Here is a 24249-nt window from a genome sequence, read left to right as displayed (position 1 = left end):
CCGAGACAATTTCGGCCGGGCCTCAGGCATACCCCAGCGCGGTGTTCTCGGCACGAATCCGCACGGTGAGTACCGCAGCGTTGGCGATGCTGAACACGATCGCGGTCACCCAGGCCGAATGCACCAGCGGCAGCGCGGCCACTTCGGCTGCGACGGCCGTGTAGTTCGGGTGATGCAGCCATCGGTACGGTCCATTGCTGACCAGGGGAGCGCCCTTGATCACGATCAGCCGGGGATTCCAGTGCTTGCCCAGCACAGCCACACACCACCAGCGCACCACTGTGCTGGCCACGACGACGGCCAGCATCGGCCAACCGAGCCAGGGCAGGAACGGCCGGTGCTGAGTCGCCACCTCGGCCACGCACGACGCGAGCAGCAGGGTGTGCATCGTCACCATCGCGGGATAGTGTCCCCGCCCAAATTCTCTGCCGCCCTGGGAAAACGACCATCGGGCGTTGCGACGGGACACCACCAACTCGACGAGCCGCTCGACGGCGATCAGCAGGATGAACAGGTAGTAGACACTCATCTCGCTCACCAGCCCAGCAGCAACAGCTCGAAGCTGAAGCCGGGCCCCATCGCCAGCATCAGTCCCAGTGAGCCCGCCGTGGGGCCGTCGGCGACGGTGCGGTCGAGGACGTCGAGCACCGATGCCGAGGAGATGTTGCCGTTGTCCCGCATCGACTGCCAGCTGTGCCGCAGCGCTTCCGGTGGCATGCCGATCGCGTTGTGCATGGCGTCGAGCACCTTGGGCCCGCCGGGGTGACACACCCACGTCGAGATGTCGGCGGTGGTCAACCCGTGGTCGGCAAGGAACCGGTCGACTTCGTCGCGCAGATGGTCGTCGGCCATCTTCGGCACGTCACGTGACATCACCAGCTGGAATCCGCTGGAGCTGACGTTCCAGCCCATGACGTCGACGGTGTCGGCGAACAGCCTGCTACGGGTGGCGAGGATCCGCGGGCCCGGATGAAGGGGGAGTCCGGCCGGCACCCGATCGGCTCCGGCGGCGACGACGGCCGCCGCGCCGTCACCGAAGAGGCACACACCGATCAGTGCGGGGATCGACGTGTCGTCGCGTTGCAGCGTCAGCGAACACAGTTCCACCGACAACAACACAGCGACTTGATCGGGGAAGCCGCGCAGGTAATCGTGCACCCGGGCCAGCCCGGCCGCACCGGCCACGCAACCGAGCCCGAACAGCGGGATGCGTTTGACGTCGGGACGCAACCCCACCGCGGACGCGATCCGGGCATCGATGGTCGGCACCGCCACGCCCGTGCTCGACACGGTCACGATCGCGTCGACTTCGTCGGGACGCACGTGAGCGGCGTCGAGCGCCCGCCGCACGGCCTGCTCACCGAGCTCCGCGGCCACCTCGAGGTAGGCCGCGTTGGCCTCGGTGAAACCGGTCAGCCGCGGGTAGCGCTCCAACGGCAGTGCCAGACTGCGGTATTCGACCCCGCTGCTGGCCGCGAACCGAGCGAAGCCGGGTTCGGCGAACGAGGTGAGCTGAGCTGACACCTCGTCCTGGTTGTACCGATGTTCGGTGAACGCCACCGCGGTGCCGGTCACGCGCGGATCGCCGTGCCGGCGGACCGCGATCGGGTTGAGGGATTCGGAAAAAGCGGTATCTGTCATGGCCGCATCAGCGCGTGAATTCGGCTACGAATTCCGTGTCAGACCCGTGCGGTGAAATATCGCACAGCGCGGCGAATTGTCATTAATGTGGGGGTATAAGCGCAGTTCAGCAGAGTTTTATTACAGCAGGTCGGGTAATACATAAATGCCGCCTGAGAAATCCCAGGAACGTGTCCGAATCTGGTAGTGAATTGAATACCGACTGCGGGTGCACTGGGAATCCGGGGAACGGTGAACGTTTATCGGCGGCATTTCGTGCACGGTCGGACCGGCTCCGGCTTACCGACCGAATCCCGCGTCGCGCAGCGCCTGCGCCATCGAACCGGAGGAGCGCTTGTCGTCGCGCCGTCCATGATCGGCGCGGGCGGGCTGGCGTCGATCGCGGCTCGGGGCAGGCCGGGTGCCCGGCTCTGCGCGCTTGGGCTGATCACGCTTGGGCGTATCGCCCAGGCGCAGGGTGAGCCCGATCCGCTGGCGATCGACATCGACGTCGACGACCTTCACCCGCACCACCTGGCCCGAGCGCACCACCTCATGCGGATCGGACACGAATCGATCCGACATCGCCGAGACATGCACCAAACCGTCCTGATGGACGCCGACGTCGACGAAGGCACCGAACGCCGCGACATTGGTCACCACACCTTCGAGCACCATGCCGACCTTGAGATCGGCCACCTTCTCCACACCGGCGGCGAACGTCGCGGTGGAGAAGGCCGGTCGCGGATCGCGGCCCGGCTTCTCCAACTCGGCGAGGATGTCGGTCACCGTGGGCACGCCGAAGCGATCGTCGGCGAAGTCGGCGGGCCGCAGTGTCCGCAACGCTCGTTCGTTGCCGATCAGTTCGGCCATCGTGATGCCCGAACGGTCCAGGATGCGCCGCACCACCGGATAAGCCTCCGGGTGGACACCCGATGCGTCGAGGGCATCGTCACCGCCGCGAATTCGCAGGAAGCCGGCGCACTGTTCAAAAGCCTTGGGGCCCAGCCGGGGAACGTCGAGCAAGGCGGTGCGGCTGCGGAACGGTCCGGTCTTTTCGCGATAGGCCACGATCGCTTCGGCCAGCGACTCGGAAACCCCCGACACCCGCGACAACAGCGGAACCGATGCCGTGTTCAGGTCGACCCCGACGGCGTTCACCGCGTCCTCCACCACCGCATCGAGGCTGCGGGCCAGGGTGCCGGGGGTGACGTCGTGCTGGTATTGGCCGACACCGATCGACTTCGGTTCGATCTTCACCAGTTCGGCCAGCGGATCCTGCAGGCGGCGGGCGATCGACACGGCACCGCGGACCGTCACGTCCAGACTCGGTAACTCACGGGCGGCGTAGGCCGACGCCGAATACACCGACGCGCCGGCCTCGCTGACCATGGCCTTCGTCGGTGCGCTGGCTCCCGCCGCGCGAATGTCGGCGATGAGTTCGGTGGCCAGTGCATCGGTCTCCCGCGACGCGGTGCCGTTACCGATCGCGATCAGCTCGACGCCGTGCCGGGCAACCAGAGCGGCCAGGGCCGCCTTGGCCGAATCCCATTGGCGCTGAGGCTGATGCGGGTAGACCGCACAGGTTTCGAGGACCTTGCCGGTATCGTCGACGACGGCGACCTTGACCCCGGTGCGAAACCCCGGATCGAGCCCGAGGGTGGTGCGGGTACCGGCAGGTGCCGCCAGCAGCAGATCCTTGAGGTTCTTGGCGAAGACGGCGACCGCGTCCTCCTCGGCGCGCTGACGCAGCCGCATCCGGGCATCGACCGCACCGGAGATCATCAGCCGGGTGCGCCAGGCCAACCGGACCGTGGTGGCCAGCCATGGGGTGGCCGCCGCTGTGGCGGTCAGATCGACGCCGAGGGCGTCGGCGACCATTACCTCGTAGGCGTCGTCGCTGCCGCCGTCGAAGCGCACGGCGAGGGCTTGTTCCTTCTCGCCGCGCATCACCGCCAGCACCCGGTGCGACGGCATGTCCTCCAGCCGCTCGGTGAAGTCGAAGTAGTCCCGAAACTTCTGTGCCGCTGGGGTCTTCGCGGCCTCGTCGGAAAACGGTGCGGTCCGCACCGCGCCCTCGGCCCAGAACTTGACGCGGATCGCACCCACCAGCTCGGCGTCCTCGGCCGCCCGTTCGACGATGATGTGCCGCGCACCGTCGAGTGCCGCCGCGGCGTCGGCGACATCGGCGGTGAGGAATCCGGCGGCCGCGGCTTCGGGAGCGATGGCCGGGTCGGCGAGCAGCCGATCGGCGAGCGGCTCCAGGCCGGCTTCCCGGGCAATCTGGGCTTTGGTGCGCCGTTTCGGCTTGTACGGCAGGTAGATGTCCTCGATCCGCGACTTCGTGTCGGCGCTCAGCAGCGCGGACCTCAGCTCGTCGGTCAGCTTGCCCTGCTCGTCGATCGACGCGAGCACCGCGTCCCGCCGTTCGTCGAGCTCGCGCAGATAGCGCAGCCGCTCCTCGAGGTCGCGGAGTTGGCCGTCGTCGAGGCTGCCGGTGACTTCCTTGCGGTAGCGGGCGATGAACGGAACGGTCGCCCCCTCGTCGAGCAGCCGGACCGCGGCGGCCACCCGGGCCTCTTCGACGGCGAGTTCTTCAGCAAGACGGGCATTTACAGATGTGAGGGTTGGGCTCGAAGTCACGCGCAGACCCTACCGAACCTCGCCGACAATCCCGTGACCCGTCGAGGGGTGTTGCGCGCGCAGGAATAGCCCCGCAGATCGGGGAGTTGGCCGCTATATGCCCAGACAACTGACCGAGTCCGAGCGGCAGGATTTCCTCGCCGCCAAACACGTGGCGGTGCTGTCCGTCGCCACCACCGACGGCCGGCCGCCGGCCAGCATTCCGATCTGGTACCAGTACGCCCCCGGTGGAGACATCCAGATCTCGACCGGGCCGTCGACGCGCAAGGCCCGGCTGATCGCCGAGGCCGGCGCGGCGACGCTGGTGGTTCAGGACGAGGAGCCGCCGTACCGCTACGTCGTGGTCGAGGGAACCCTGGTCGACACCACCGACCCGACGCCGCCGGAGGTCCTGGAAAAGACCGCGGTGCGCTACCTCGGTGAGGAAGGCGGTCGTCAGTTCCTCGAATCGATGGCGGGCCACGCCAACGTGTTGTTCACGATCCGGCCGGACCGTTGGCTGACCGCTGACTTCTCCGACGAGCTGTAGCCGCCGGCCGACCGGGTGTGAGTTGGGATCGGTAGCCGTCCGGTAGTTCTTCACTTCTCTCATCGACGCCACCGAGGCGGCGGACAACGAGAGGAAGAACCCCATGAAGATCGTGCCGAGTCCGATCGCGCAGCACATCGACCGCGTCGAGCGCCAGCACAGTCTCTACATCGCCATCAGCACGGGCCTGCTGGCCTTCTGGTCGATCTACCGGGTGCTCTGGTCGATCTACCTGGCGGCGACCTACGACGTCATCTTCGGCTCGCTGGTGTTCCCGATCGTCCTGTGGGGCGTCATCGGTGTGGTGGCGGCGATCGCGTCGATCGGCTTTGCCACCCGCTACCTCAAGGGATCGGCCACCGGCACCACCGAGACCAACCAGGTCTGACTCTGGCACCGGGGCGTGCTGAAACGGGATGTGCCGGCGGTGCGATAGGTCGGAAAGTACACCGGTTTGCCGCCGGCACGCCGACGGCCAATGTGTGCGACGATGCCCCTACGCCAAGGGGCAACCCTTCGCAGGGAGATCGAGAGGACCGCCGGATCCATGATTGAACGGCACCGCACCGCGGCACTTGTCCACGCAGTCGCCATCGCGAGCTTCACCGTCGGCGCTGCCCTGGCCGGAGCCGCGACGGCCGCCGCCGACCCGATGACGCCGACGCCCATTCCGGTCCCGTCGGATCCAGCCGCGGTCCCGCCGGGTCAGCCCGTGGCGATGCCGGTCGATCCGGCGGCTCCACCCGCGCCCGCACCTCCGCCACCCGGGGCGCCCCCCTCGGTGCCGGAGATCGCCAACCCGAGCTACGGTTCGCAGAACACCCCCGGCGTCCTCGGCTCACTGAAAGACATGTGGCATAACGTCCGCGACCCGTACTACGGGCCCGACGAGTCCGCATCGGCCAGCGGCTCGGTCGCACCGCCACCTGGCGCCGGAGCGCCGCCGCCGCTGCCGCCCGGATACAAGTCGTATACCGCCCCGGGTTCGGAGGCGCCCCCGAGTGAGTACGGCCCGGGTAAGCCGCCGCCGCCCGGAACTCCGGCGCTACCGCCGGGCTATTACTCGCTGAACGGTCCGCCGCCACCGGGGTATGAGTTCAACGCCCCCGGTCAGCCGGCCCCGATCACGCCGACGCCCGCACCGACGCCCTAGCCCGCGACCCGCGGAGGTCCGGGGTAGGGGATTACTCGCGCCATCTGCTGGTTATATTTGCTAAGTATTCGCACATCGTCTGAACGTTGGAGTCGGCACATGGCTGGGATCAAAACTGCGCTGAGCATTGCGGCACTCGCGATCGGACTGACGATGGGCGCCGCGCCGGCGATCGCGCTCGCGGACCCGCCGCCGCCGGATCAGAACGTGGGGGAGCCGGTTCCGGACTGGGCGCCCCGTAAGCCCGCCGAGGTGTGGGCCAACCATCCGGTGGTGTGGACGCACATGTGGGGCGGCCGCTGGGGTGTGTGGATCAACGACCAATTCATCACGTTGTCGTCCAACCCGGTGACCAACGGCGGCTGAGTCCGTTTCCGGCGGCGAGTCTCACTCGTCACATTCGCCGTCCAATCGCGGACAGGGGTGGATACTGCGATGTGGACCGCTATATAGTTAGCGCGCTTAAGGTTTTAGGTATAGGGCAGGAGAACGATGGCTGGTTTGATGAGTCGCGCGAAGCTGGCAGGTCTTGCGCTGAGTGCGGCGGCGGCTGCAAGCGTTATCACCGCCGGCCCCGCTGCCGCCGATGCCAGTGACGACTTCCCGATCCCGCACCGCATCATCATCACCCAGTGCGATGTCGAGCAGTACATGGCCGCGGCACGCGACACCAGCCCGGTGTACTTCGAGCGCTACATGATCGACCGCAGCAACCGGCCCGCCGATGTGCAGCAGATCGCCTTCGATCGCATCCACTGGTTCTTCTCGCTCGATCCCGTCGCGCGCCGGCAGTACTCCGAGGACACCGCGACCAACGTCTACTACGAGTTCGTCGCGACCCGCTGGGGCAACTGGGCCAAGCTGTTCTTCAACAACAAGGGCGTCGTCGCCAAGGCCACCGACGTCTGCATGAATTACCCGCCCGGCGACATGTCGGTCTGGGACTGGCCCGTCGCCAGGTAGCCACGGCTAATTCCTGAACGGTGGTAACACCGCCGTCAATTCCAGCTATGTACAGGCATCAACGGTGGTGCCCCAGTACGTAGGTGGACTATGAAGCAAACCCAACTTATTGCGGTCGCGGCGCTCGTTACCTGCACCTCGACCATCGCGGCGCCCCCGGTCGCCGCCGATCCCGGCCGGGTGCCCTGCGGGGTGCTCGACCAGGTCCGCGAGAGCCTCGACAACGACATCAACGCCGGTATCGGCGGAGTGCGGATCGTGATCAGCTCGCCCTATGCCAGCGGAGCCGCCCAGCAGCGCGACACGAACGTGAAGCTCGCGATGATCAGCCACGGCGTGCACTACATGGAAGACGTCAACGGGCCCGGCGTCGTCCCGGGCCTGGCTCCGGCCTTGGTGGACCTGCGCCGGGCCAGCGACGACATGCGAGACGCCGTGGGCGCGCTGTTCGTCGTGTCCCCGGGGTACGGGTACGGCTTTGGCTATGGGGATGGCTACGGAGGCTACGGGCCGACGGTGTCCAACGCCTGGCCACAGCCCTCGACCTGGACCGCGATCGACTATGCGGACCAGAAGAAGGACGACATCTACGCGCTGGTGAACGGCCTGCAGAGCACCTGCATGCCGTAGTCCGGCTACGAGGCGCTGAGAATCTTGATGGCGAAGACCAGCGTGTCACCCGGCATGATGCCGGCCCGGGGCTGGCCCTGCGGGTAGCCGTCGGCGGACACCATGGCGACCGCGACGGTCGATCCGACCTTCTGGCCCGCAATGGCCTTCTGGAATCCGGGAACCACGCCGTCGAGCGAGAACTGGGCCGGTTCGCCACGCTGGTAGCTGCTGTCGAAGACGCTGCCGTCGCGGCCGTTGACACCCTCGTAGCAGACCGAGACGGTGGCCGTCGGTGCGACGACGGGTCCGGTACCTGCCTGCAGCGTGTGCACCTCGGTCGCGTTCACGCTGAAGGGGGCAGTCACCGTGACGACCGGTGCCGCGGTATCCGTCGATCCGGTGACAGCGACACTGCCGGTCGCGCCGGGCAACGTCCACTCCGGAGTTGCCGGGTTGGCCGGCGGAGCGGTCGGGCAGGTGGCATCCGGGCCGGCCGCCTGGGTGACGGTGGCCGAGACGGCCGGGACGGTCGAGGACTTGCTCGCCGACGGGGTGGTGTCCGAGCCGCAGGCCGCAAGAGTCACGGCAAACGCGGCAGTGCAGGCGCCGAAGGCAACAACAGAGGGCAGGCGGGAGAAGTTCACGCTCGTCACGCTACAGCGGATTGACCCGCCGAAAGTCTTGGCTCACACCGAACTCATTCTCAGCAAAGCCTCAGATGGTGTAGGCAAACTGCTTTCAGGCGCCTCGAGGCGCAGATGATCCTTGTCACGAGAAAGCGAAGCTGAACGCAATGGACTACAGGTCAGGACACTCGCCGCAGGAAGGCCACTACCAGTGGCAGCCGAAAGATTCTGTGGAACATTCTAATTCACGACAGTGGAACTCCGCCGGATATCAATACGGTTACGGCAACACCGACACGACACAGATGTATCCGCCCCCTTACGGGGCCCAGCCCAGGGGCGGGAGATCTACGTCACAGCAAAATCCTCGGCAACGGATGAAGTCGCGAGTGGGTGTTTTGGTCGGCGGAACGGCCGTGGTCGCGATGATCGCCGGGGCTGCCGGCGCGGTTGCGGTGGTCGATCACTCCGGACACCCGGCGGCTACCCAACAGGGGCAGCTCGTGGCCGGAGCTCCGGCGCCGAAGAACACCGCGGTGGCCGGCCAGCCGACCGGCTCGGCACCCGTCGGTTCGGTCGAGCAGGTCTCGGACAAGGTCCTGCCCAGCGTGGTGAAACTGCAGATCACCACTGGTCAGGGCAGTGAAGAGGGCTCGGGAATCATCCTGAGCTCCGACGGGCTGATCTTGACCAACAATCACGTCGTCGCTGCCGCTGCGCAGGCCGCGGGTAGCGGGCCGATGCCGGCCGAGGACGCGCCGGACGGCCAACTCCCCGGCGGAGGAGGCGGCCGGCCGTTCGGCCAGAGCGGCGGCGGCATGGCCGCGACCGTGACGTTCTCCGACGGCCGGACCGTGCCGTTCACGGTCGTCGGCGCCGACCCGACCGACGACATCGCGGTGGTTCGGGCTCAGAACGTTTCGGGGCTCACCCCGATCACGATCGGATCGTCGAAGGATCTGAAGGTCGGCCAGAACGTCGTCGCGGTCGGCTCCCCGCTGGGTCTGCAGGGCACCGTGACGACGGGCATCATCAGCGCGCTGGACCGTCCTGTCGCGACCGGTGACGAGCAGTCCGGCCAGCATTCGGTCATGAGCGCCATCCAGACCGATGCGGCGATCAACCCCGGCAACTCCGGTGGCGCGCTGGTCGACATGAACGGTGAGCTGATCGGTGTCAACTCCGCGATCGCATCCCTTGGCGGCAGCCAGGATTCGCAGGCAGCCCAGAGCGGATCGATCGGTCTCGGCTTCGCGATTCCGGTTGACCAAGCGAAACGTATTGCCGACGAACTGGTTTCGACCGGGACCGTGCAGCGTGCCTCGCTGGGCGTTCAGCTCAGTTCCGACGACAGCGCCCGGGGCGCACTGGTCGCCGGTGTCGCGGACGGCAGCCCGGCGGCAGCGGCAGGCATGTCGAAGGGTGCGGTGATCACCAAGGTCGACAACAAGGTGATCGACGGCCCGGAGGCGCTCGTCGCCGCCATCCATTCCAAGGCGCCCGGCGACAACGTCACGCTGACCTACAACGACCCGTCGGGCGCGTCACGCACCGTGCAGGTCACCCTCGGACAGATTCAGTCCTAGCAGCACAACCCATCTCGAGGTGGACGGTAGCTATTGTTCAATGGCTACCGTCCACTTTTGGCAGTCCATTTTTGGCAGTCCATTTCAGCATCGGGGGAGACCGATGATGAACCGCACCGCTCGCCGGCTTGGCCTCCTCATCGCGTTCGCGGCGGTGACGATGATCGGTCTGCCCGGCTGCTCGTCGTCGCGTCCGCCCGCGCCTGCGGGCACGTCGAGTACCGCAACTGCCGCCGCGGCCGGCTGCGACAAGGCCGAGTTCGCCGACGCGGCCACCGCGGCCGTCCACGCCGTGAGCAAGGACAACATCTACCGGATCGACGAGGTGACATGCGCCGACGGCTGGGCGGTGACCAGCGGCCTCTGGTCCAGCACAGCCAACCCGGACATGGGCGCCCCGAGCACGCTGGTGTTCCAGCAGCTCGGCGGCCGGTGGGTCAGCCAGGACAAGCAGAAGGTCTGCGGCACGAACGCCTCGACCACCCCCGCTCCCGCGGACGCGATGATCCCCGCCGCGCTGTACGAGCTCGGCTGCCTGACCGGTTAGGCCCCCATACGTTTGCCGCATGCGCTAACTTGGCGGGGTGTCGAGGGGAGCACACGTCGCTGTGCGCGCACTGCGGGTGCCACTCGTCCTGATCGTCGCGGCTGCAGTGGCCATCACGGCGATCGTGCTCAAAGCGCAGTCGGACTCACGGCTCCCGCAAGTGATTTCGGGCCCATTCGCGTTGTTGCTTGCCGCGGCCACGAACCTGGGCGACTCGCAGGCGCGCAGTGTCGAGCTGACCGCGGAGCTGCCTGACGCGAAACGCCCCGACCGGCTCGACGCGTGGGCGGCGGCCAACGGCTTGTCGGTGCGCTGGCAGCCCGGCCAGCGCTGGGCGGTGATCGGCGGCCCACCCGCTCGTGTCGCCGCCGCATTCCAGGTGGCCGTCCAGGACTTCCGTGGGAAGTCCGGCCAGGTGTTCTACGCCTCGCCTCAACAGCCAGGAGTCCCGGCGTCGTTGCGTGACAAGGTGACTGGCCTAGGGCGCATCCTCAGCTATACCCCCTACCACTCCAACAGCCCCTCGTTCCGGCCGCTGGACGTGCCCGACCACAGCCTCCCACCCGCGTCGTTGCGGACGACCTACAACGTGCGCCCGCTGACCGAGGCCGGTAACACCGGCAAAGGTGGCACCATCGCGGTCTTCGGATTCGACGGGTTCGATCAGGCCGACCTGGACATGTTCACCACCACTTATGGACTGCCGCGGCTCGTACCCGAGGTCGTCGGCGGGGTGCCCGAACAACGCAGCGGCGAATCCACGATGGATTTGCAAGTCGCCCACGCGATTGCGCCTGACGCACGCAAGGTGCTGGTCAACGCCAGGACGACAGTCGCCGGTGGCAGCACCTACGTCAAGATCGCCGAACTGATGCAGTCGGTGGACCGGCAGTTCCCCGGGGCGGTGTGGAGCTTGTCGATCGGTTGGGGCTGCGACAGGCTGATCACGGCGGCCGACCTGGCTCCGATCCGGGGTGCGATCTCCACCGCACTTGCCCACGGCACCACGGTCTTCGACGCGAGCGGGGATCTGGCCGGCCTGGAATGCAAACGTGGCCATGACTGGTCGGCACCGCCCGGACCCGCCGACGTGGGGCTCGATGCCGTCGCGTCGCTACCCGAGGTGACCAGTGTGGGTGGTACCACGCTGTCCACCGACGAGAACTATCGGTGGCTCGGTGAACAAGCCTGGAGCGACGGTCCGTTGACGCAGGGGAGCGGCGGCGGGGTGTCCAATCTCTTCGACCGGCCGCCATGGCAGGCCGGTGTGACCACGACGACCAACACCGTTCGCCGGCTGACGCCCGATGTGTCGGCGGTGGCCGACAATTCGACCGGTGCGGTCATCGTGCAGAACCAGCAACTGGTGGTCGGGGGCGGCACGTCGCAATCCGCACCGATCTGGGCCGGCATCGCCGCGGTGATGAATCAGTTCCTGGTCGCCAACGGCGGGCGGCCGCTCGGTGAACTCAATCCGATGCTCTACCGACTGAAAGCCGGTGCGGCCCGACCGGCATTCCACGACATCACGCTGGGCACCAACGCCGTCGCGATCTCGCAGGCGGGCTACGACATGGTGACCGGGTTGGGCAGCCCCGACGTCGACAACATGGTGCGCGACATCCTCGACGTCCAACGGTCTCCGCGATGACCGGCCGGTCAGGCATCGCGACGATGCCGTGCCCGGGCTGCGCCCATGACGTGCCTGCGGGGCGGTTCTGTGTGCGCTGCGGCGCGCACCTCTCGGTGGCTGCGGGTGAGCGCCCCAGCCCGCTGCGGGTGAGCGACTTCGCTGCCGCGCCGGGCGAGAACGTGCTCCAGCCCTCGATCGTCAGCTCGATGTTCCCGCACCTGCCGAGCCGCTCCCGGGTGGCATTCCGGTTCGCACTCGGGCTGCTGCTGGCCGTACTCGTCGCGTTCTGCGTGCTGCAGTGGTACGTGCCGATGTTGGCACTGGCCATCTTCGCGCCGCCCACGCTCATCGCGATCTATCTGATCGAGTCACGGGTGCTGGCCGACCTGCCCGCCTGGGTGTGGGTGCTGACCGCCGTTCTGGGTGCCGCGGTCGGGGTGGCGTGGGCGACCTTGACCGGCGCCATCGTGGCCGAGTCCTACAGCCTCGGACTGGGCGCCCAGGTCCCGACGACGCGCCTGCTGCGCGACGCGGTGATCATTCCCTTCGGCGGCCTGCTGGCAATGCAACTACCGGTGATCGTGGTTCGGCTGCTGCGGCCTCCGGTACGAGAGTCGTTGCACGGCGCCGTGATCGGTCTGCTGGGTGGCGTGATGTTCCTGCTCGCCACCAACGTGATCAGGATGATCCCGCAGGTCGGGGACAGCGCGGTGACCGGCGATCTGCCCATCGAGGATCTGTTGCTCCAGGCCGGGGTGCGGGGAATCGGCGAGCCGTTGACCGGGCTCTCGCTCAGCGCCCTCATCGGAGCGTGGCTGTGGTATGTCAGCCGCCGTAGTCTCCGCACGGTGGCCGTCGGCGGCTTCGGATTGATCATCGGCGCCGCGGCCTATGCCTGCGTCGGCCTGGCCGAGGCCTACCGCCTGCCGCCATATCTGCAATTCTCCGTGCACATGGTGTTCGCGGTCGCGGCGGTGATCGCCCTGCGACTGGCGCTGCAGGTGACCATGTTGCGGGATCAGGACGTCGATACCTATCCGGCGCTTCCGATTCTCTGTGTGTGGTGTCAGCATGTGGTGCCGGACACCAGGTTCTGCCCGTCCTGCGGTGTCGCCGCACAGGCGGCGTCGCAGACCTCCCGGGCCGCGCGCCGACAAGACCGCCCACAGCTCCAGCGTGCGACGGCGGAGTCATGAGCGCCCCGACAGTGCCGCAGGTGCCGGAACTGTATCCCGGTTACGCCGTCGAGCCCGGTGCATATACCGCTGGGCCCCAACGGTTTACCCCGTTGCGGCGGATGCTCGTGCCACTGGTCGTCACACTGGGTGTACTGGTCGGAGCCTCGACGGCGGCCTGGGCGGTGGCAGGTGGCCCGTCGGTGCGTTATGCGTGTCCACCCGATTGCGGGCGGCCGCCGACGGGTGTGCCGGTACAAGCCAGCCCGCGTTTCGTCGCGGCGGACGGCGCGTTCTCGGTGTCGTATCCGGCGGAGGGCACGGCGTACAAGGTCACCATGCAGAACGACGGCGTGTCGGCGACGTACACCGGCGGCGACGGCGGGGTGATGGAGCTGTTCGGGGTGCCGGCGCAGGGCCGCTCCGCCGAGGAGATCATCGACGATCTTCTCAAGGAGAAGCAGCCCGACGCGACGGTGGCCTACGTGCTGCCGAACACCACGGTCGGGTACCAGCTCGGTTTCGGTGAGGTGCTCGACGTCTACCCGCAAGGCGGCGCCGCGGTGTCTCGCACGCGGATCGTCGTGATGGCGGCGGTGAAAAACGATCTCGCGTTGGTGGGTGCGGCGATCGGTCCGTACCGCAAGTTCGCACCCGGCAATGGGCCCGGCGTGCCGTCGGGAGCGAATCTGGAACTCGCGCAGGATCTCGGCAAGTACGTCAACAGCTTCTCGTGGAAGGGCGATCCGCCCCGATAAGGCGTCGTACGCTCAACCGCGATGCTCGAGAAATCCGAGATTCGCTTCCTGCCGGTCGGCGATCGACGCCTGGCGTACGAGGTGCGCGGCGACGGTCCGCCGCTGGTGACGCCCGCGTGGTGGGTGAGCCACCTCGAACTCGACTGGCAGAACCCCGGCGTCCGGCGGTTCTGGGAGGGTGTCGCGGCCGGGTACACCCTGATTCGCTATGACCGGCTCGGGGTCGGAATGTCGGACCGCACGGTGCAGCCGGGCGATCTGAGTCTCGATGCCGAGGTCACGATGTTGCGCGCCCTGCTCGACGAGCTCGGGTTTGATCGGGTGTCGCTGATCGGCGGATCGTCGGGCAGCTGTACCGCAACGGCCTTCGCCGCGGCGTTCCCGGATCGCGTGGAGCGACTGGTGCTGTACGGGTCGTATCCGCGCGGCGAGGAGCTGACGGCCCCGGGGGTTGGCGACGCGATCGTGGCGGCGGTGCGCGCGCACTGGGGTCTCGGTTCGCGGATGCTCAGCGATATCTTCCTCGGCGGTGCCGAGGCGGCGGAGCATGAGCGGTTCGCGCGGCTGCAGCGTGAGTCGGCGTCCGCGGAGACCGCCGCCGAACTGTTGAGCCTGGTCTATCGTTTCGACGTCCGCGAGTATCTTCCGCGCGTGAACCGGCCTGCGACGGTGGTGCATCGTCGCGATGATCGGGCGGTGCCGTACCGGCTCGGACGTGAGGTGGCGGCCGCGATCCCTGGCGCGAAATTCGTTCCGCTACAGGGGAGATCGCACTTTCCCTGGCACGGTGACGTCGATTCCGTCATCCGGGCCTGCCGCCAGGGGTTGCGTCCCGAGCGGCAGGCGGAGCCCGATACCAACCGCGTATCAGTGCTGTTGTCCGAGCGGGAACGCGAGATTCTCGGTTGTGTCGCACACGGTCTCGGTGATCGCGAGATCGCCGAGCAGCTCCAGCTGAGCCCGCATACCGTGCACCGGCACGTCGCGAACATCCGCCGCAAACTGGGTGCGACGTCCCGGACGGCCGCGGTCGCGCAGGCAACTCGCCTCGGGTTGGTCTAGCGTCACGGCGTTCGCAGCGGCCATTTCTGCAGCAGGCCCTCCACCCGGTCGGCGCCGCGGCGCACCCCGCCGGTCGCCTCGAACCCGGCGGCCACCGCGGCCGCACCCTCGCCCATGGCCATCGCCTCTTCGACCGCGGAGCGCAGGCGCCGTGCGGTGAGCCGGCGGGCGGGTAAGCGCGTCCCGCACCGCGCGATCTCGACCCGGCGCGCCACCTCGAACTGGTCGCGCCCGAACGGCACCACGCAGACCGGAATTCCACGGGCCAAAGCCTTTTGCGTGATGCCCATTCCACCGTGGGTGATGACGCACACCGTCCGGTCCAGGATCGCCGAGTGCGCGGTGAAGCGCGACAGGGTCGCGCCGGGACGTTGCCGCACATCGACGTTCCCGCCGCCGGGCAGCGTCGCCACCACGTGCACCGGCAGTCCTTCCAGTGCGTCGATGGCGGTGCCGACCAATTCGTTGTCGGCCTGGGCCAGCGATGAGGTTGTCACCAGCACGATGGGGGCGTCGATGTCGTCGAGCCACGATTCGTCTCCGGTACGTGGTGGGTCGAACGCGGCCGGGCCGATGAGCTCCACATTCGGGCCCCAGTCGGTGTGCCGGTACTCGAACGGTTTCCCGGTCGCGATCAGTAGCATCGGGGCCCGTCGCAGCAGCTGGCCGGCGCTGCGGACCCTTGGCAGCCCCAAACGTCTTCGCACCGGCGATAATTCGGACCTGAAGGGCACATCGAACACCACACTGGTGACCAGTTGGATACCCCAGTCGCGCACGAAGCCGACCGGGCCGGGACGCGGTGCGACACCGGCGCCGAACGGCGCGGAGCCGGGGGACCGCAGGTAGGGGATGAACGGACTGAGCACCACCCACGGGCCCGGCATCGCCTCGGCAGCAGACTGGGCTCCCCAGCTGTTGGCGTCGATCAGGCAGATATCGGGTTCGACGTCGGCGACCGCGTCGCGGAAGTCGTCGACTTCGTACTGTGCGCACTGCCCCAGCACGCGCACCGTGTTGCCGGCCGCCCGCAGCACGCCGCGGGCGACCGGGCCCGCGCTCTGCAGCGCTTCGATGCGCGGATCAACGGCATCGGCCTCGAAACCCAACTGGCGGCACAGCTCTACTCCCGCGGCGAGCGTGCGCACGTGCACCCGGTGACCGCGCGAGGCGAGTTCGGTCAGCAGCGCGCAGAACGGGAAGAGGTGGCCCAGCGCGGGGGCGGTGTAGGCCAGTACTACCGCCATCGCGGCTCAGGCCGGGTCGCGGCGACACAGCAGCCCATTCAACGGCTCCTGTCGCGGATGCGGGCGGCCCAGGCCCGTCCGAGGCCGCCGGCGGCGACGACGACACGCTGGGGCGTGCCCACGGTGGCCCGCTGGGCGAAGATCTCGAAGTCCAGCGCTTCGATGCGCGACAGGATCTTGGCGTACAGGGTCAATGCGGTCTCGACGCAGGGCCGCGAAATCGGTGCCAGCATGGCGATTCCCGGCTGCGCCTGCGCGTACACGGCACGGGTGAGCGCATGTTGTTCCATCAGCGCCGAACGTACCCGCGCATCGGTTCGCCGGTGCGCCTGACACCAGCACAGCAGGTCGCGGTCGACTCCGTGCGCGGCCAGTTCGTCGGCGGGCAGGTACACCCGGCCGCGTGCAAGGTCTTCGTCGACATCGCGCAGGAAGTTGGTCAGCTGGAAGGCTTTTCCCAGAGCGGCGGCGTACGGTGCGGCCTCCTCGCGCGGCACGACGGTGCCCAAAACCGGCAACGTCTGGAAGCCGATGACCTCGGCTGAGCCGTACATGTAGCGCTCGAGGGCGCTGCGATCCGGATAGTCGGTGACGGTGAGGTCCATCCGCATCGACGCCAAGAAGTCGTCGAACAGCTCCCAACCGATGGCGTATCGCCGTGCCGTGTCGACGACGGCCGCCAGGATCGGGTCGTCGTCGCACGGCTCGTGATCGACCAAACCGGTGAACAGCTTGTTCGACAGCGCGGTGAGCTCCGAGGTGCGCTGGTCCGGACTCAGGCCGGCGTCGCGATCGTCGAGGATGTCGTCGGCACGACGCGCGAAGGCGTACAGCGCGTGCACTGCCGGGCGCTGATAGGGGGCGAGCAGGCGGGTGGCCAGGAAGAAGGTCTTGCCGTGCCGGGCGTTGAGCACGCGGCACTGCCGGTAGGCCTCACGAAGAGCGGGCTGGTGCACACCGGCGGCGTCGAGTTCGGAGCCGATCATGGGCGTCTCACCGCGGCTTCGGTCGGTCGTCGTACATCAGGCCACCCGCACCGTGCACGCATGTGCCATGCCGGTCAGCGCGCTGCGCGGCTGACTTGGAATCTGAACTCCGTCAAGCAGATTCAGCGCGCGGCTGCGCAACTGAAGAATCCGGTCCTCGACCCACTCCACGGCGCCGCTGGCGCGCACCAATGCGCGCCAGCGCTCGACGGCATCGTCGTCGAGTTCCGGGAGAGCTCGAAGCTCGTCGAGCTCCGATCGCACCCGTGGGTCAGCCAGTTCGTGGGCGGCCACCAGCACACTGGTCGCTTTGCGGGACTCCATGTCGGTGCACGCCGATTTGCCGGTCACCTCAGGCGATCCGAAGACGCCCAGCACGTCGTCGCGCAGCTGGAAGGCTTCGCCGATCGCCGCGCCGTATCCCGAGAGGGCTTCGAGGACCGCGGAGTCGCACCCGGCCATCGCCGCGCCGAGTTCCAGGGGTCGCCGCACGGTGTAGTTCCCTGATTTGCGGCGAAGCATGTCGAGCACGGCGTCCAAGGTCGGCAGGCCGCCGGAACCGCCCACCAGGTCGGCGAACTGACCGACGGCCAGCTCCACCCGCATGTCGTCGTAGCGCGGCCATACCCGGGCCAGGGCGTCGGCGTCGACGCCGCTGCGCCGCAGCATCTGCTCGGCCCACACCAGGCACAGGTCGGCCAGCAGGGTCGCCGCCGACTCGCCGAAACGGTCGGCGGGCCCGGCGAGGGAACGGTCGCGATGCCATTGCCGCAACCGGACGTGGACCGAGGGCTTGGCCCGGCGCATCACCGAACCGTCCATCACGTCATCCTGGATCAGCGCGAATGCGTGGAGCATTTCCAGGCTGGCCGACGCCCGCACTGCGGCCTCGCTGGCCTCGGCACCCGACAACCAGCCCAAATACATGAACGTCGAGCGCAGATACTTGCCGCCGTCCACGAAGTCGGCCAGCACCTCACCGGCGATGTCGACCCCCGAGTGCGCCAGCCGGGGCACACATTCGGTCCGTACGAAGTCGCCGACGTGGGCGCGCGCCGCGGCGCGTATGTCATCGAGCAAGCGGGTCGACTCGGGCGAAAGCGGGCTGACGGACGTGTGCTGCGCACCCGCTGGCCCGATGACGTGCGTCATCAGTGGTGTGCCGGCTCTGTCACCGCTGGTCAACGGCCCAACTCCTTCCTGAGGCAAACGATGGCATCCATCATTCGGAGTCGACGCTGCCATGGATGGGTTCTTTTTTCGCCGGCTTCGGCGACGGCGTCTGATGACCGGCGACGCGAGCATGCCAGCGGGCAATCGGGGCCGGTGCCCACCAGTTGTGCCGGCCCAGCAAGTGCATGAAGGCGGGCAGAAGCATCATCCGCACCACCGTGGCATCGAGGACGATCGCCAAGGTCAGGCCCACCCCGAACATGCGCATGAAGGACACCTTGGCCGCGAACAGCGCGCCGAACGAGATCGTCATGATCGCGGCGGCGGCAGTGACCACCCGGCCGGTGTGAGCAAGCCCCTGCGCCACGGCTTCGTCGTTGGCGAGCCGACTTCGATCGCTGGCCAGCCAGAACTCACGGATGCGCGCAACGATGAACACCTCGTAGTCCATCGACAGCCCGAACGCGATGCAGAACAGCAGGATCGGCATGTTGGCGACCAGCGTCCCGGTGACCGTCGTGCCAAGCGCTCCGAGATGGCCTTCCTGAAACACCCAGACCAGCGCCCCGAACGACGCTGTCAGCGACAGCAGCGTCAGGATCAATGACTTGACCGGCAGCACCACACTTCCGGTCAGGACGAACATCACCGCGAACATGACCGCGGCGATGATGCCCAGCACCACGGGCAGCCGCGAGGTGATCGCGGCCACACTGTCCTGGCCGACCTGCGTCGCACCGGTCAACCAGATGTCCCGGCCGCCGGGCCCCGGCACCGCCTCGACGCCGCGGAGTGTGTCGACCGCGGCGGGGGAGAACGCCGGCTCGGTGGTGTTGACCGTCAGGAAGGCCGAGCCGTCGCGCACGGCTGCCATTCCCGCCGGCGGACCCGCGCGCAGCCCGGCGGCGAAGACGGCCGTCGGGGTGCTCACCTCGGCGACGCCGCGCACCTGTGACACGGCCAAGGCGTAGGTGTCGATGTCCTGGCTCGACAGCCCGGCGGCGTCGGGCACGACGATCTTGATCGCGCCTTCGGCGTTCTCGGTGAAGTCGGAGCGCAGCATGTCACCCACCCGATGAGCCGATGCCGAAGCCGGCAGCACTCGTTCATCGGGTAGACCCCAGCGGACGTCCAGGAACGGCAGGCACAGCGTCAGTAACGCGGTCGAGCCCAGCACCGCGACGATCCCGGCCCGTCGCGTCATCAATACCGTTGTGCGATACCAGAATCGGTCGTCGGCGCGACGGTGTTTGCCGCCGGCGTCCCGTGCGGTCAGCCGGCTGCCCAACAGGACGATCGCCGCCGGTGTGATCACCATGGCGGCGAGCGAACACAGCGCCACCGTGGCGACGCCGGCGTAGGCGAACGACTTCAGGAAGTACAGCGGAAACACCGCAAGCGCGGCCATCGACATCGCCACGGTGAGCGCGGAGAACAGAACAGTCCGCCCCGCCGTCGCCATCGTGGCGAGCAGGGCAGCGTCCGGCTGCGCACCGGCGGCGATCTCGTCGCGGTAGCGGCTGAGGATCAGCAGGGTGTAGTCCACCGCCAACGCGAGCCCCAGCGCCGCGCTGAGGCTCAGAGCGAAAACTGACACATCGGTGATCGAGGCGATCACGCGGAGCAACGCCAGCGAGCCCACGATCGAGAACGTGCCGACCGAGATCGGCAGCAGCGCGGCCCATACGCCGCGGAACACCCAGATCAGCACCAGGAACGTCAGGGGTATCGCAATCGACTCCATGACCACCACGTCGCGCTGGGTCTGAGAATTGATCTGCGAGAACACCATCGCCGAGCCGCCCGCCAGCACGTCGACCTGCGGGTACTTGCCGTCCAGGCTGGCCGCGACGGCGTCGGACAGACGCTGCGCGTGCCCGGGTGCGGCGTCCTCGCCGCCACGAAGACCCACCACAACCAGCCCGGAACGGCCGTCGGTACTGATCAGCGACGCGGACACGGCCGACGGCGCCGTCCACGGGGAGGCCACCGCTGTGACCGACGGGTCCTTGCTCGCGCGATCGGCAATGGCCGTCCCGACGGCGCGAGCGGCCGCGCTTCGGGCGTTCTGCGGGTCGGTGACGGTGAAGACGAGCTGCATGTCGCCCTGGCCGAACGTGTCGGTCAGAATGCGGGTTGCCTGCGCGGATTCCGCATCCGGATCGACGAAGCCGCCCGCCTTGAGATTGCCTGCCGCCGAGGCCCCGAAGAGACCCGCCGCGACCATCACGAACACCGCGCACGCCACGATCCGACCTGGTGCTGCCAGAGCCAGCAAGGTCATCCGGTGCAGCACAGCGGCTTACCTCGCTTCCTGACCGACGGTGACCATGTACCGACCAGCTTGTGGAAGATCGACAACCCGGGGAACCGAACTGACGCGTTCGTCACTGAGATGTCACCGTTGGCCGAGCCGGATCGGGCGTGCTTGATGTGGGGCGCCCGGGTGCAGCAGAGTGAGGTGCGGATCGGGTCGCTCAGCGGACCGGCGCGATGACGGACAGTGACGCGACAGGAGCGTGGTGGTGATGCAGGTAAGCATGTTCGCCCAACTCAGCGGATCGGGAACCGACTCACCGATCGACGCGACGATCGCCAACCTGGCAATGCTGCGCGACGAAGGCTTCAAGCGGGTGTGGATGAGTCAATTGCCCTACGAGCCAGATCTTTTCGAGGTGCTTGCGATCGCCCTGCACGAGGTCGACACCATCGAAGTGGCCAGCGGGGTGGTGCCGATCCAGAACGTGCATCCGATGCTCATGGCGCAGCGCGCCCTCACCCTCAGTCTCGCCTCGGGCGGCCGATTCACGCTGGGGCTGGGGATGACCCATCAGGCGGTCACCGAAGGGATGTGGGGAATCCCGTGGGACAAGCCGGTACGCCGACTCAACGAATACCTCGACGGGCTGCTGCCCCTGCTGGCCGGTGAGCCCGCCGACGCGGCAGGGGAGACGGTGACCACCCGCGGGGCCCTGATGATCGCCGGGGCGCCCCGGCCCGAGGTCTACATCGCGGCGCTCGGTCCCCAACTGTTGAAGATCGCCGGCCGACGGACCTCGGGAACCTGCACGTGGATGACCGGACCGAAGACATTGGCCGAGCATGTCGGGCCGGCACTGCGTGAGGCCGCGGAGGGCGCCGGTCGACCCGATGCGGTTCGCGTCGCCGCGTCGCTGCCGATCAGTGTCACCGACGACGTCGACGCGGCCCGCACGCAGGCGGCCGAACAGTTCGCCGTCTACGGTCATCTGCCGTCGTACCGTGCGATGCTCGATCGCGAGGGCTACGCCGGTCCCCAGGACGCCGCCATCATCGGTGACGAGGAGACGGTGCGGGGGCGCCTCGACGAACTGGCGGCGGCCGGTGTCGACGAGTACGTCGCGGCGACGTTCGATGCGTCGCCGGAGGGCCGGGCGCGCACCCGCGCCCTGTTGCGCGCTTACGACACGTAGGTCCGCAGAGGTCATCGCACCGGAGTCCGCGGACGGCGATGAGCCAGCGATGAGCCGGCGATGAGCTATTGCCAACGCCGAGCGCGACGCAGGCCATCCCGGTCGTCCCGGTTTTGTCCCGGTGAGATAGATCACTTGACACCGGCGGAATCGCAGGTAGGGGATCCCCGCTTGTAGCAGGCAGAAGCCGCTCGAGGATGGGGACGATCTGATGAACACACCACTGGCCCGCATGAAGAACGCCACCAAGACAGGCGCGCTCGCCGCGGTCGCGTCGTTCGCCGTCGTCGCCGGTCTGTTCGCCGGTCCCGCCGCCACCGCCAACGCCGCCGAGGACTCGTGCGCCGCAGTCGAGGTCGTCTTCGCGCGTGGCACGTTCGAGGCACCCGGCGTGGGCGCCACCGGCCAGGCATTCGTCGACGCGCTGAGCGCGCGGCTGCCGGGTAAGACGGTCGAGGCGTACGGCGTGAACTATCCGGCGTCGCTGAACTTCGGACAGGCGGTCGACGGTGTCGCCGATGCGGCCAACAAGATTCAGTCGGTCGCGACGGAATGCCCGTCGACCAAGATCGTGCTGGGCGGCTACTCGCAGGGCGCGGCGGTGGCCGGCTACACCACGTCGAGCACTGTTCCGGCCGGAGTCACGCTGCCCGCCAGCATCTCCGGGCCGCTGCCCGCGTCCGTCGCATCCCATGTTGCCGCGGTGGCGCTGTTCGGCACCCCCGACGACTGGTTCCTGGGCTTGGCCGACCGCAGCGCACCCCCGATCGCGATCGGCGGCGCCTACGCGGGAAAGACCGTTCAGCTGTGCGCCACCGGCGACCCGGTCTGCTACCCGGGCGGGCTGGACCGCAGCGCCCACAGTTCCTACAAGAGCAACGGGATGGCCGATCAGGCTGCTGACTTCGTGGTGAGCAAGCTCGGCGGCCCCGCCCCGGCGGCCACGCTGGTGCAGACCGCCGCGCAGGTCGACGCAGCCAACTGACCCCCGTCACCGACGGCCGGATGCCAGTCCGAGAGGACTGGGTCCGGCCGTCGGCTTGTCGCCACGCTCACCCGGCGCTCTGATCGTCACGGTCGGTCGGCGTCGCCTCTTCGCGGCCCTGGTGCACCGGCGACTGCCACGTATACGGCTCCTCGGGGTGACCGGACCCACCCAGAATGAAGGTGCGGTCACTGCGGTTGGCCCGTGCGATGGACGCCATCCACGTTGCGACGGTGCTGAATCGGTTGCGCACGCCGGTGAGGAATGCGATGTGGATGAAGCCCCACCCAAGCCAGCCTGCGATACCGGTGAGCTTGATCGGACCGGCCTGTAGCAGGGCATGGCCGCGGCTGATGTAGGCCGCGGACCCGAGGTCGCGGTAGCGAAAGCTCTTGCGGCTTCGCGCATCGAGGTCACGCTTGATGCACGCGGCGACGTGCAGACCGCCCTGCATGGCGTTCTCGGCGACACCGGGCAGTCCGTCGCGGCCGGCGAGGTCGCCGATGACGAAAACCGTGGAATGCCCCGCCACCGACAGGTCGGCGTCGACTGCGATGCGGCCCGATCTGTCGGTGCCGGCGCCCAGCGCCTCGGCCGCGTGGCGGGCGAAGGGCACCGCCTCGACGCCGGCCGTCCACAGCACCGTGCGCGTCGCGTAATCCTTGTCGGGTCCGCCGCTTTTCGAACTCACGGTCACTCCGCCGCGGCGCACATCGGTGACGTGGACACCGAAGTGCATTTCGACGCCCAGCTTCTCGAGTTCGCGCGTTGCACGCTCGGTGAGGGCGGGAGCGAAGCTCTTGAGTACGCGTTCTCCGCCGTCGAACAACAGCACCCGGGCCTCCTCCGGCTCGATGCTGTGAAACTCTTTGGCCAGTGCCCGCGTCGCGAGTTCTCTGATCTGCCCGGCCAATTCGACACCGGTAGGTCCGGCGCCGGCGACCGCGAAGGTGAGCCACTCGTCGCGCTCGGGGCCCGGCGGCAACGTCTCGGCGATCTCGAACGCCGCGAAAACTCTGCGCCGGATGCTGAGCGCATCGTCGAGGGTCTTCATCCCGGGCGCCCACGCCGCGAATTCCTCCTTGCCGAAGTAGGACTGCCGCATACCGGCCGCGATCACCAGGTAGTCGTAGTCGATGTCGAACATCGTCTCGTCAGGACGGCGGGCCGTGACCCGGCGCGCGTCGGCACCGAGCCGGATGGCCTCGCCCAGCAGCGTCGTGACGTTGCGGTGGTGGGCCAACTCCTCGCGCAGGGACCGGCTGATCTGCCCGATGCTGAGCGTCCCTGTCGCACATTGGTAGAGCAGCGGCTGGAAGACATGGCAGGCCGCCCGGTCGAGCAACGTCACGTCGACGTCGAGGCGCCCGAGCCGACGCGCGCAGAACAGGCCACCGAAACCGCCTCCGATGATGAGCACTTTGGGGCGTCCACTACCCATGTCGAATCAACCTCATTGTCGTTGAAGTGCCGGTTCGGAAAGCGATGTATACGGGCTA

23 protein-coding genes are annotated in these 24249 nt (G+C 68.0%); 14 read left to right on the top strand and 9 right to left on the bottom strand.

Annotated elements, in window-relative coordinates:
- Positions 1-22 precede the first annotated feature (22 nt).
- The 3 genes from CRM90_RS06455 to CRM90_RS06445 all read right to left on the bottom strand — a co-directional run bounded on the left by CRM90_RS06455 (position 23) and on the right by CRM90_RS06445 (position 4263).
- On the bottom strand, positions 23-529 hold the full coding sequence (locus tag CRM90_RS06455; protein WP_102806463.1) for an isoprenylcysteine carboxyl methyltransferase family protein: 507 nt from the start codon (positions 527-529) through the stop codon (positions 23-25).
- Positions 530-534: 5 nt separating this feature from the next.
- Complete coding sequence (locus CRM90_RS06450; RefSeq protein WP_102806187.1) at positions 535-1641, bottom strand: type III polyketide synthase; 1107 nt, start codon at positions 1639-1641, stop codon at positions 535-537.
- A gap of 279 nt (positions 1642-1920) precedes the next feature.
- Positions 1921-4263, bottom strand: coding sequence for a Tex family protein (locus CRM90_RS06445; RefSeq protein ID WP_102806186.1), 2343 nt, complete (start codon positions 4261-4263; stop codon positions 1921-1923).
- A 97-nt stretch (positions 4264-4360) separates the two neighbouring features.
- Between CRM90_RS06445 and CRM90_RS06440 the strand changes: the two genes are divergently transcribed.
- The 6 genes from CRM90_RS06440 to CRM90_RS06415 all read left to right on the top strand — a co-directional run bounded on the left by CRM90_RS06440 (position 4361) and on the right by CRM90_RS06415 (position 7538).
- Positions 4361-4792, top strand: coding sequence for a pyridoxamine 5'-phosphate oxidase family protein (locus CRM90_RS06440; RefSeq protein ID WP_102806185.1), 432 nt, complete (start codon positions 4361-4363; stop codon positions 4790-4792).
- Positions 4793-4895: 103 nt separating this feature from the next.
- Positions 4896-5180 (top strand): hypothetical protein, encoded by a 285-nt coding sequence (locus CRM90_RS06435; RefSeq protein ID WP_102806184.1) that lies wholly within the window; start codon positions 4896-4898, stop codon positions 5178-5180.
- Between the two features lie 159 nt (positions 5181-5339).
- Positions 5340-5945 carry a hypothetical protein gene (locus CRM90_RS06430; protein WP_102806183.1) on the top strand — a complete coding sequence of 202 codons (606 nt, stop codon included), beginning with the start codon at positions 5340-5342 and terminating at the stop codon, positions 5943-5945.
- A gap of 99 nt (positions 5946-6044) precedes the next feature.
- Complete coding sequence (locus tag CRM90_RS06425; protein WP_102806182.1) at positions 6045-6311, top strand: hypothetical protein; 267 nt, start codon at positions 6045-6047, stop codon at positions 6309-6311.
- A 126-nt stretch (positions 6312-6437) separates the two neighbouring features.
- On the top strand, positions 6438-6908 hold the full coding sequence (locus tag CRM90_RS06420; RefSeq protein WP_102806181.1) for a DUF5078 domain-containing protein: 471 nt from the start codon (positions 6438-6440) through the stop codon (positions 6906-6908).
- Positions 6909-6998: 90 nt separating this feature from the next.
- On the top strand, positions 6999-7538 hold the full coding sequence (locus tag CRM90_RS06415) for a hypothetical protein (protein WP_102806180.1): 540 nt from the start codon (positions 6999-7001) through the stop codon (positions 7536-7538).
- A gap of 5 nt (positions 7539-7543) precedes the next feature.
- Here the strand turns inward: CRM90_RS06415 and CRM90_RS06410 are convergent, their stop codons facing one another.
- Positions 7544-8173 (bottom strand): FKBP-type peptidyl-prolyl cis-trans isomerase, encoded by a 630-nt coding sequence (locus CRM90_RS06410; RefSeq protein WP_102806179.1) that lies wholly within the window; start codon positions 8171-8173, stop codon positions 7544-7546.
- 371 nt (positions 8174-8544) lie between these two features.
- On the opposite strand from CRM90_RS06410, the gene CRM90_RS06405 reads away from it, so the two are divergent.
- The 6 genes from CRM90_RS06405 to CRM90_RS06380 all read left to right on the top strand — a co-directional run bounded on the left by CRM90_RS06405 (position 8545) and on the right by CRM90_RS06380 (position 14907).
- The gene (locus tag CRM90_RS06405; protein ID WP_370509908.1) at positions 8545-9732 is read left to right on the top strand and encodes a S1C family serine protease; all 1188 of its coding nucleotides are present in this window, start codon (positions 8545-8547) and stop codon (positions 9730-9732) included.
- A 106-nt stretch (positions 9733-9838) separates the two neighbouring features.
- Positions 9839-10279, top strand: a complete 441-nt coding sequence (locus tag CRM90_RS06400) for a hypothetical protein (RefSeq protein WP_142391333.1) — start codon at positions 9839-9841, stop codon at positions 10277-10279.
- Positions 10280-10316: 37 nt separating this feature from the next.
- Positions 10317-11930, top strand: a complete 1614-nt coding sequence (locus CRM90_RS06395; protein ID WP_233209196.1) for a S53 family peptidase — start codon at positions 10317-10319, stop codon at positions 11928-11930.
- On the top strand, positions 11927-13108 hold the full coding sequence (locus CRM90_RS06390) for a zinc ribbon domain-containing protein (protein ID WP_102806175.1): 1182 nt from the start codon (positions 11927-11929) through the stop codon (positions 13106-13108). Before CRM90_RS06395 ends, CRM90_RS06390 begins: the two co-directional genes overlap by 4 nt.
- Positions 13105-13845, top strand: coding sequence for a hypothetical protein (locus tag CRM90_RS06385; protein WP_199189800.1), 741 nt, complete (start codon positions 13105-13107; stop codon positions 13843-13845). The genes CRM90_RS06390 and CRM90_RS06385 overlap by 4 nt, the downstream gene beginning before the upstream one ends.
- A 21-nt stretch (positions 13846-13866) precedes the next feature.
- Entirely contained in the window at positions 13867-14907 is a 1041-nt protein-coding gene (locus CRM90_RS06380) for an alpha/beta fold hydrolase (RefSeq protein WP_102806174.1), read from the top strand.
- Positions 14908-14909: 2 nt separating this feature from the next.
- Here the strand turns inward: CRM90_RS06380 and CRM90_RS06375 are convergent, their stop codons facing one another.
- The 4 genes from CRM90_RS06375 to CRM90_RS06360 are packed head-to-tail and all read right to left on the bottom strand — an operon-like array spanning position 14910 to position 20609.
- Complete coding sequence (locus CRM90_RS06375; RefSeq protein WP_102806173.1) at positions 14910-16154, bottom strand: glycosyltransferase; 1245 nt, start codon at positions 16152-16154, stop codon at positions 14910-14912.
- 38 nt (positions 16155-16192) lie between these two features.
- A complete protein-coding gene (locus tag CRM90_RS06370; protein ID WP_102806172.1) occupies positions 16193-17140 on the bottom strand; it encodes a phytoene/squalene synthase family protein in 948 nt (315 codons plus the stop codon).
- Positions 17141-17176: 36 nt separating this feature from the next.
- Positions 17177-18325 carry a polyprenyl synthetase family protein gene (locus CRM90_RS06365; protein ID WP_233209195.1) on the bottom strand — a complete coding sequence of 383 codons (1149 nt, stop codon included), beginning with the start codon at positions 18323-18325 and terminating at the stop codon, positions 17177-17179.
- 37 nt (positions 18326-18362) lie between these two features.
- A complete protein-coding gene (locus CRM90_RS06360) occupies positions 18363-20609 on the bottom strand; it encodes an MMPL family transporter (protein WP_199189799.1) in 2247 nt (748 codons plus the stop codon).
- A 232-nt stretch (positions 20610-20841) separates the two neighbouring features.
- Here CRM90_RS06360 and CRM90_RS06350 point away from each other — a divergent pair, with 232 nt between their 5' ends.
- The gene (locus CRM90_RS06350; protein ID WP_102806460.1) at positions 20842-21765 is read left to right on the top strand and encodes a TIGR03564 family F420-dependent LLM class oxidoreductase; all 924 of its coding nucleotides are present in this window, start codon (positions 20842-20844) and stop codon (positions 21763-21765) included.
- A 211-nt stretch (positions 21766-21976) separates the two neighbouring features.
- A complete protein-coding gene (locus tag CRM90_RS06345) occupies positions 21977-22750 on the top strand; it encodes a cutinase family protein (RefSeq protein ID WP_502693238.1) in 774 nt (257 codons plus the stop codon).
- A 67-nt stretch (positions 22751-22817) separates the two neighbouring features.
- On the opposite strand, the gene CRM90_RS06340 is transcribed toward CRM90_RS06345, so the two are convergent.
- Positions 22818-24191, bottom strand: coding sequence for an NAD(P)/FAD-dependent oxidoreductase (locus CRM90_RS06340; protein WP_102806169.1), 1374 nt, complete (start codon positions 24189-24191; stop codon positions 22818-22820).
- Positions 24192-24249: the final 58 nt, after the last annotated feature.

The organism is Mycobacterium sp. ENV421, from assembly GCF_002887815.1.
Taxonomy (GTDB): Bacteria; Actinomycetota; Actinomycetes; order Mycobacteriales; family Mycobacteriaceae; genus Mycobacterium.
The sequence above is the reverse complement of the archived record's forward strand: the minus strand, read 5'-3'. Positions and strand labels throughout refer to the sequence as shown.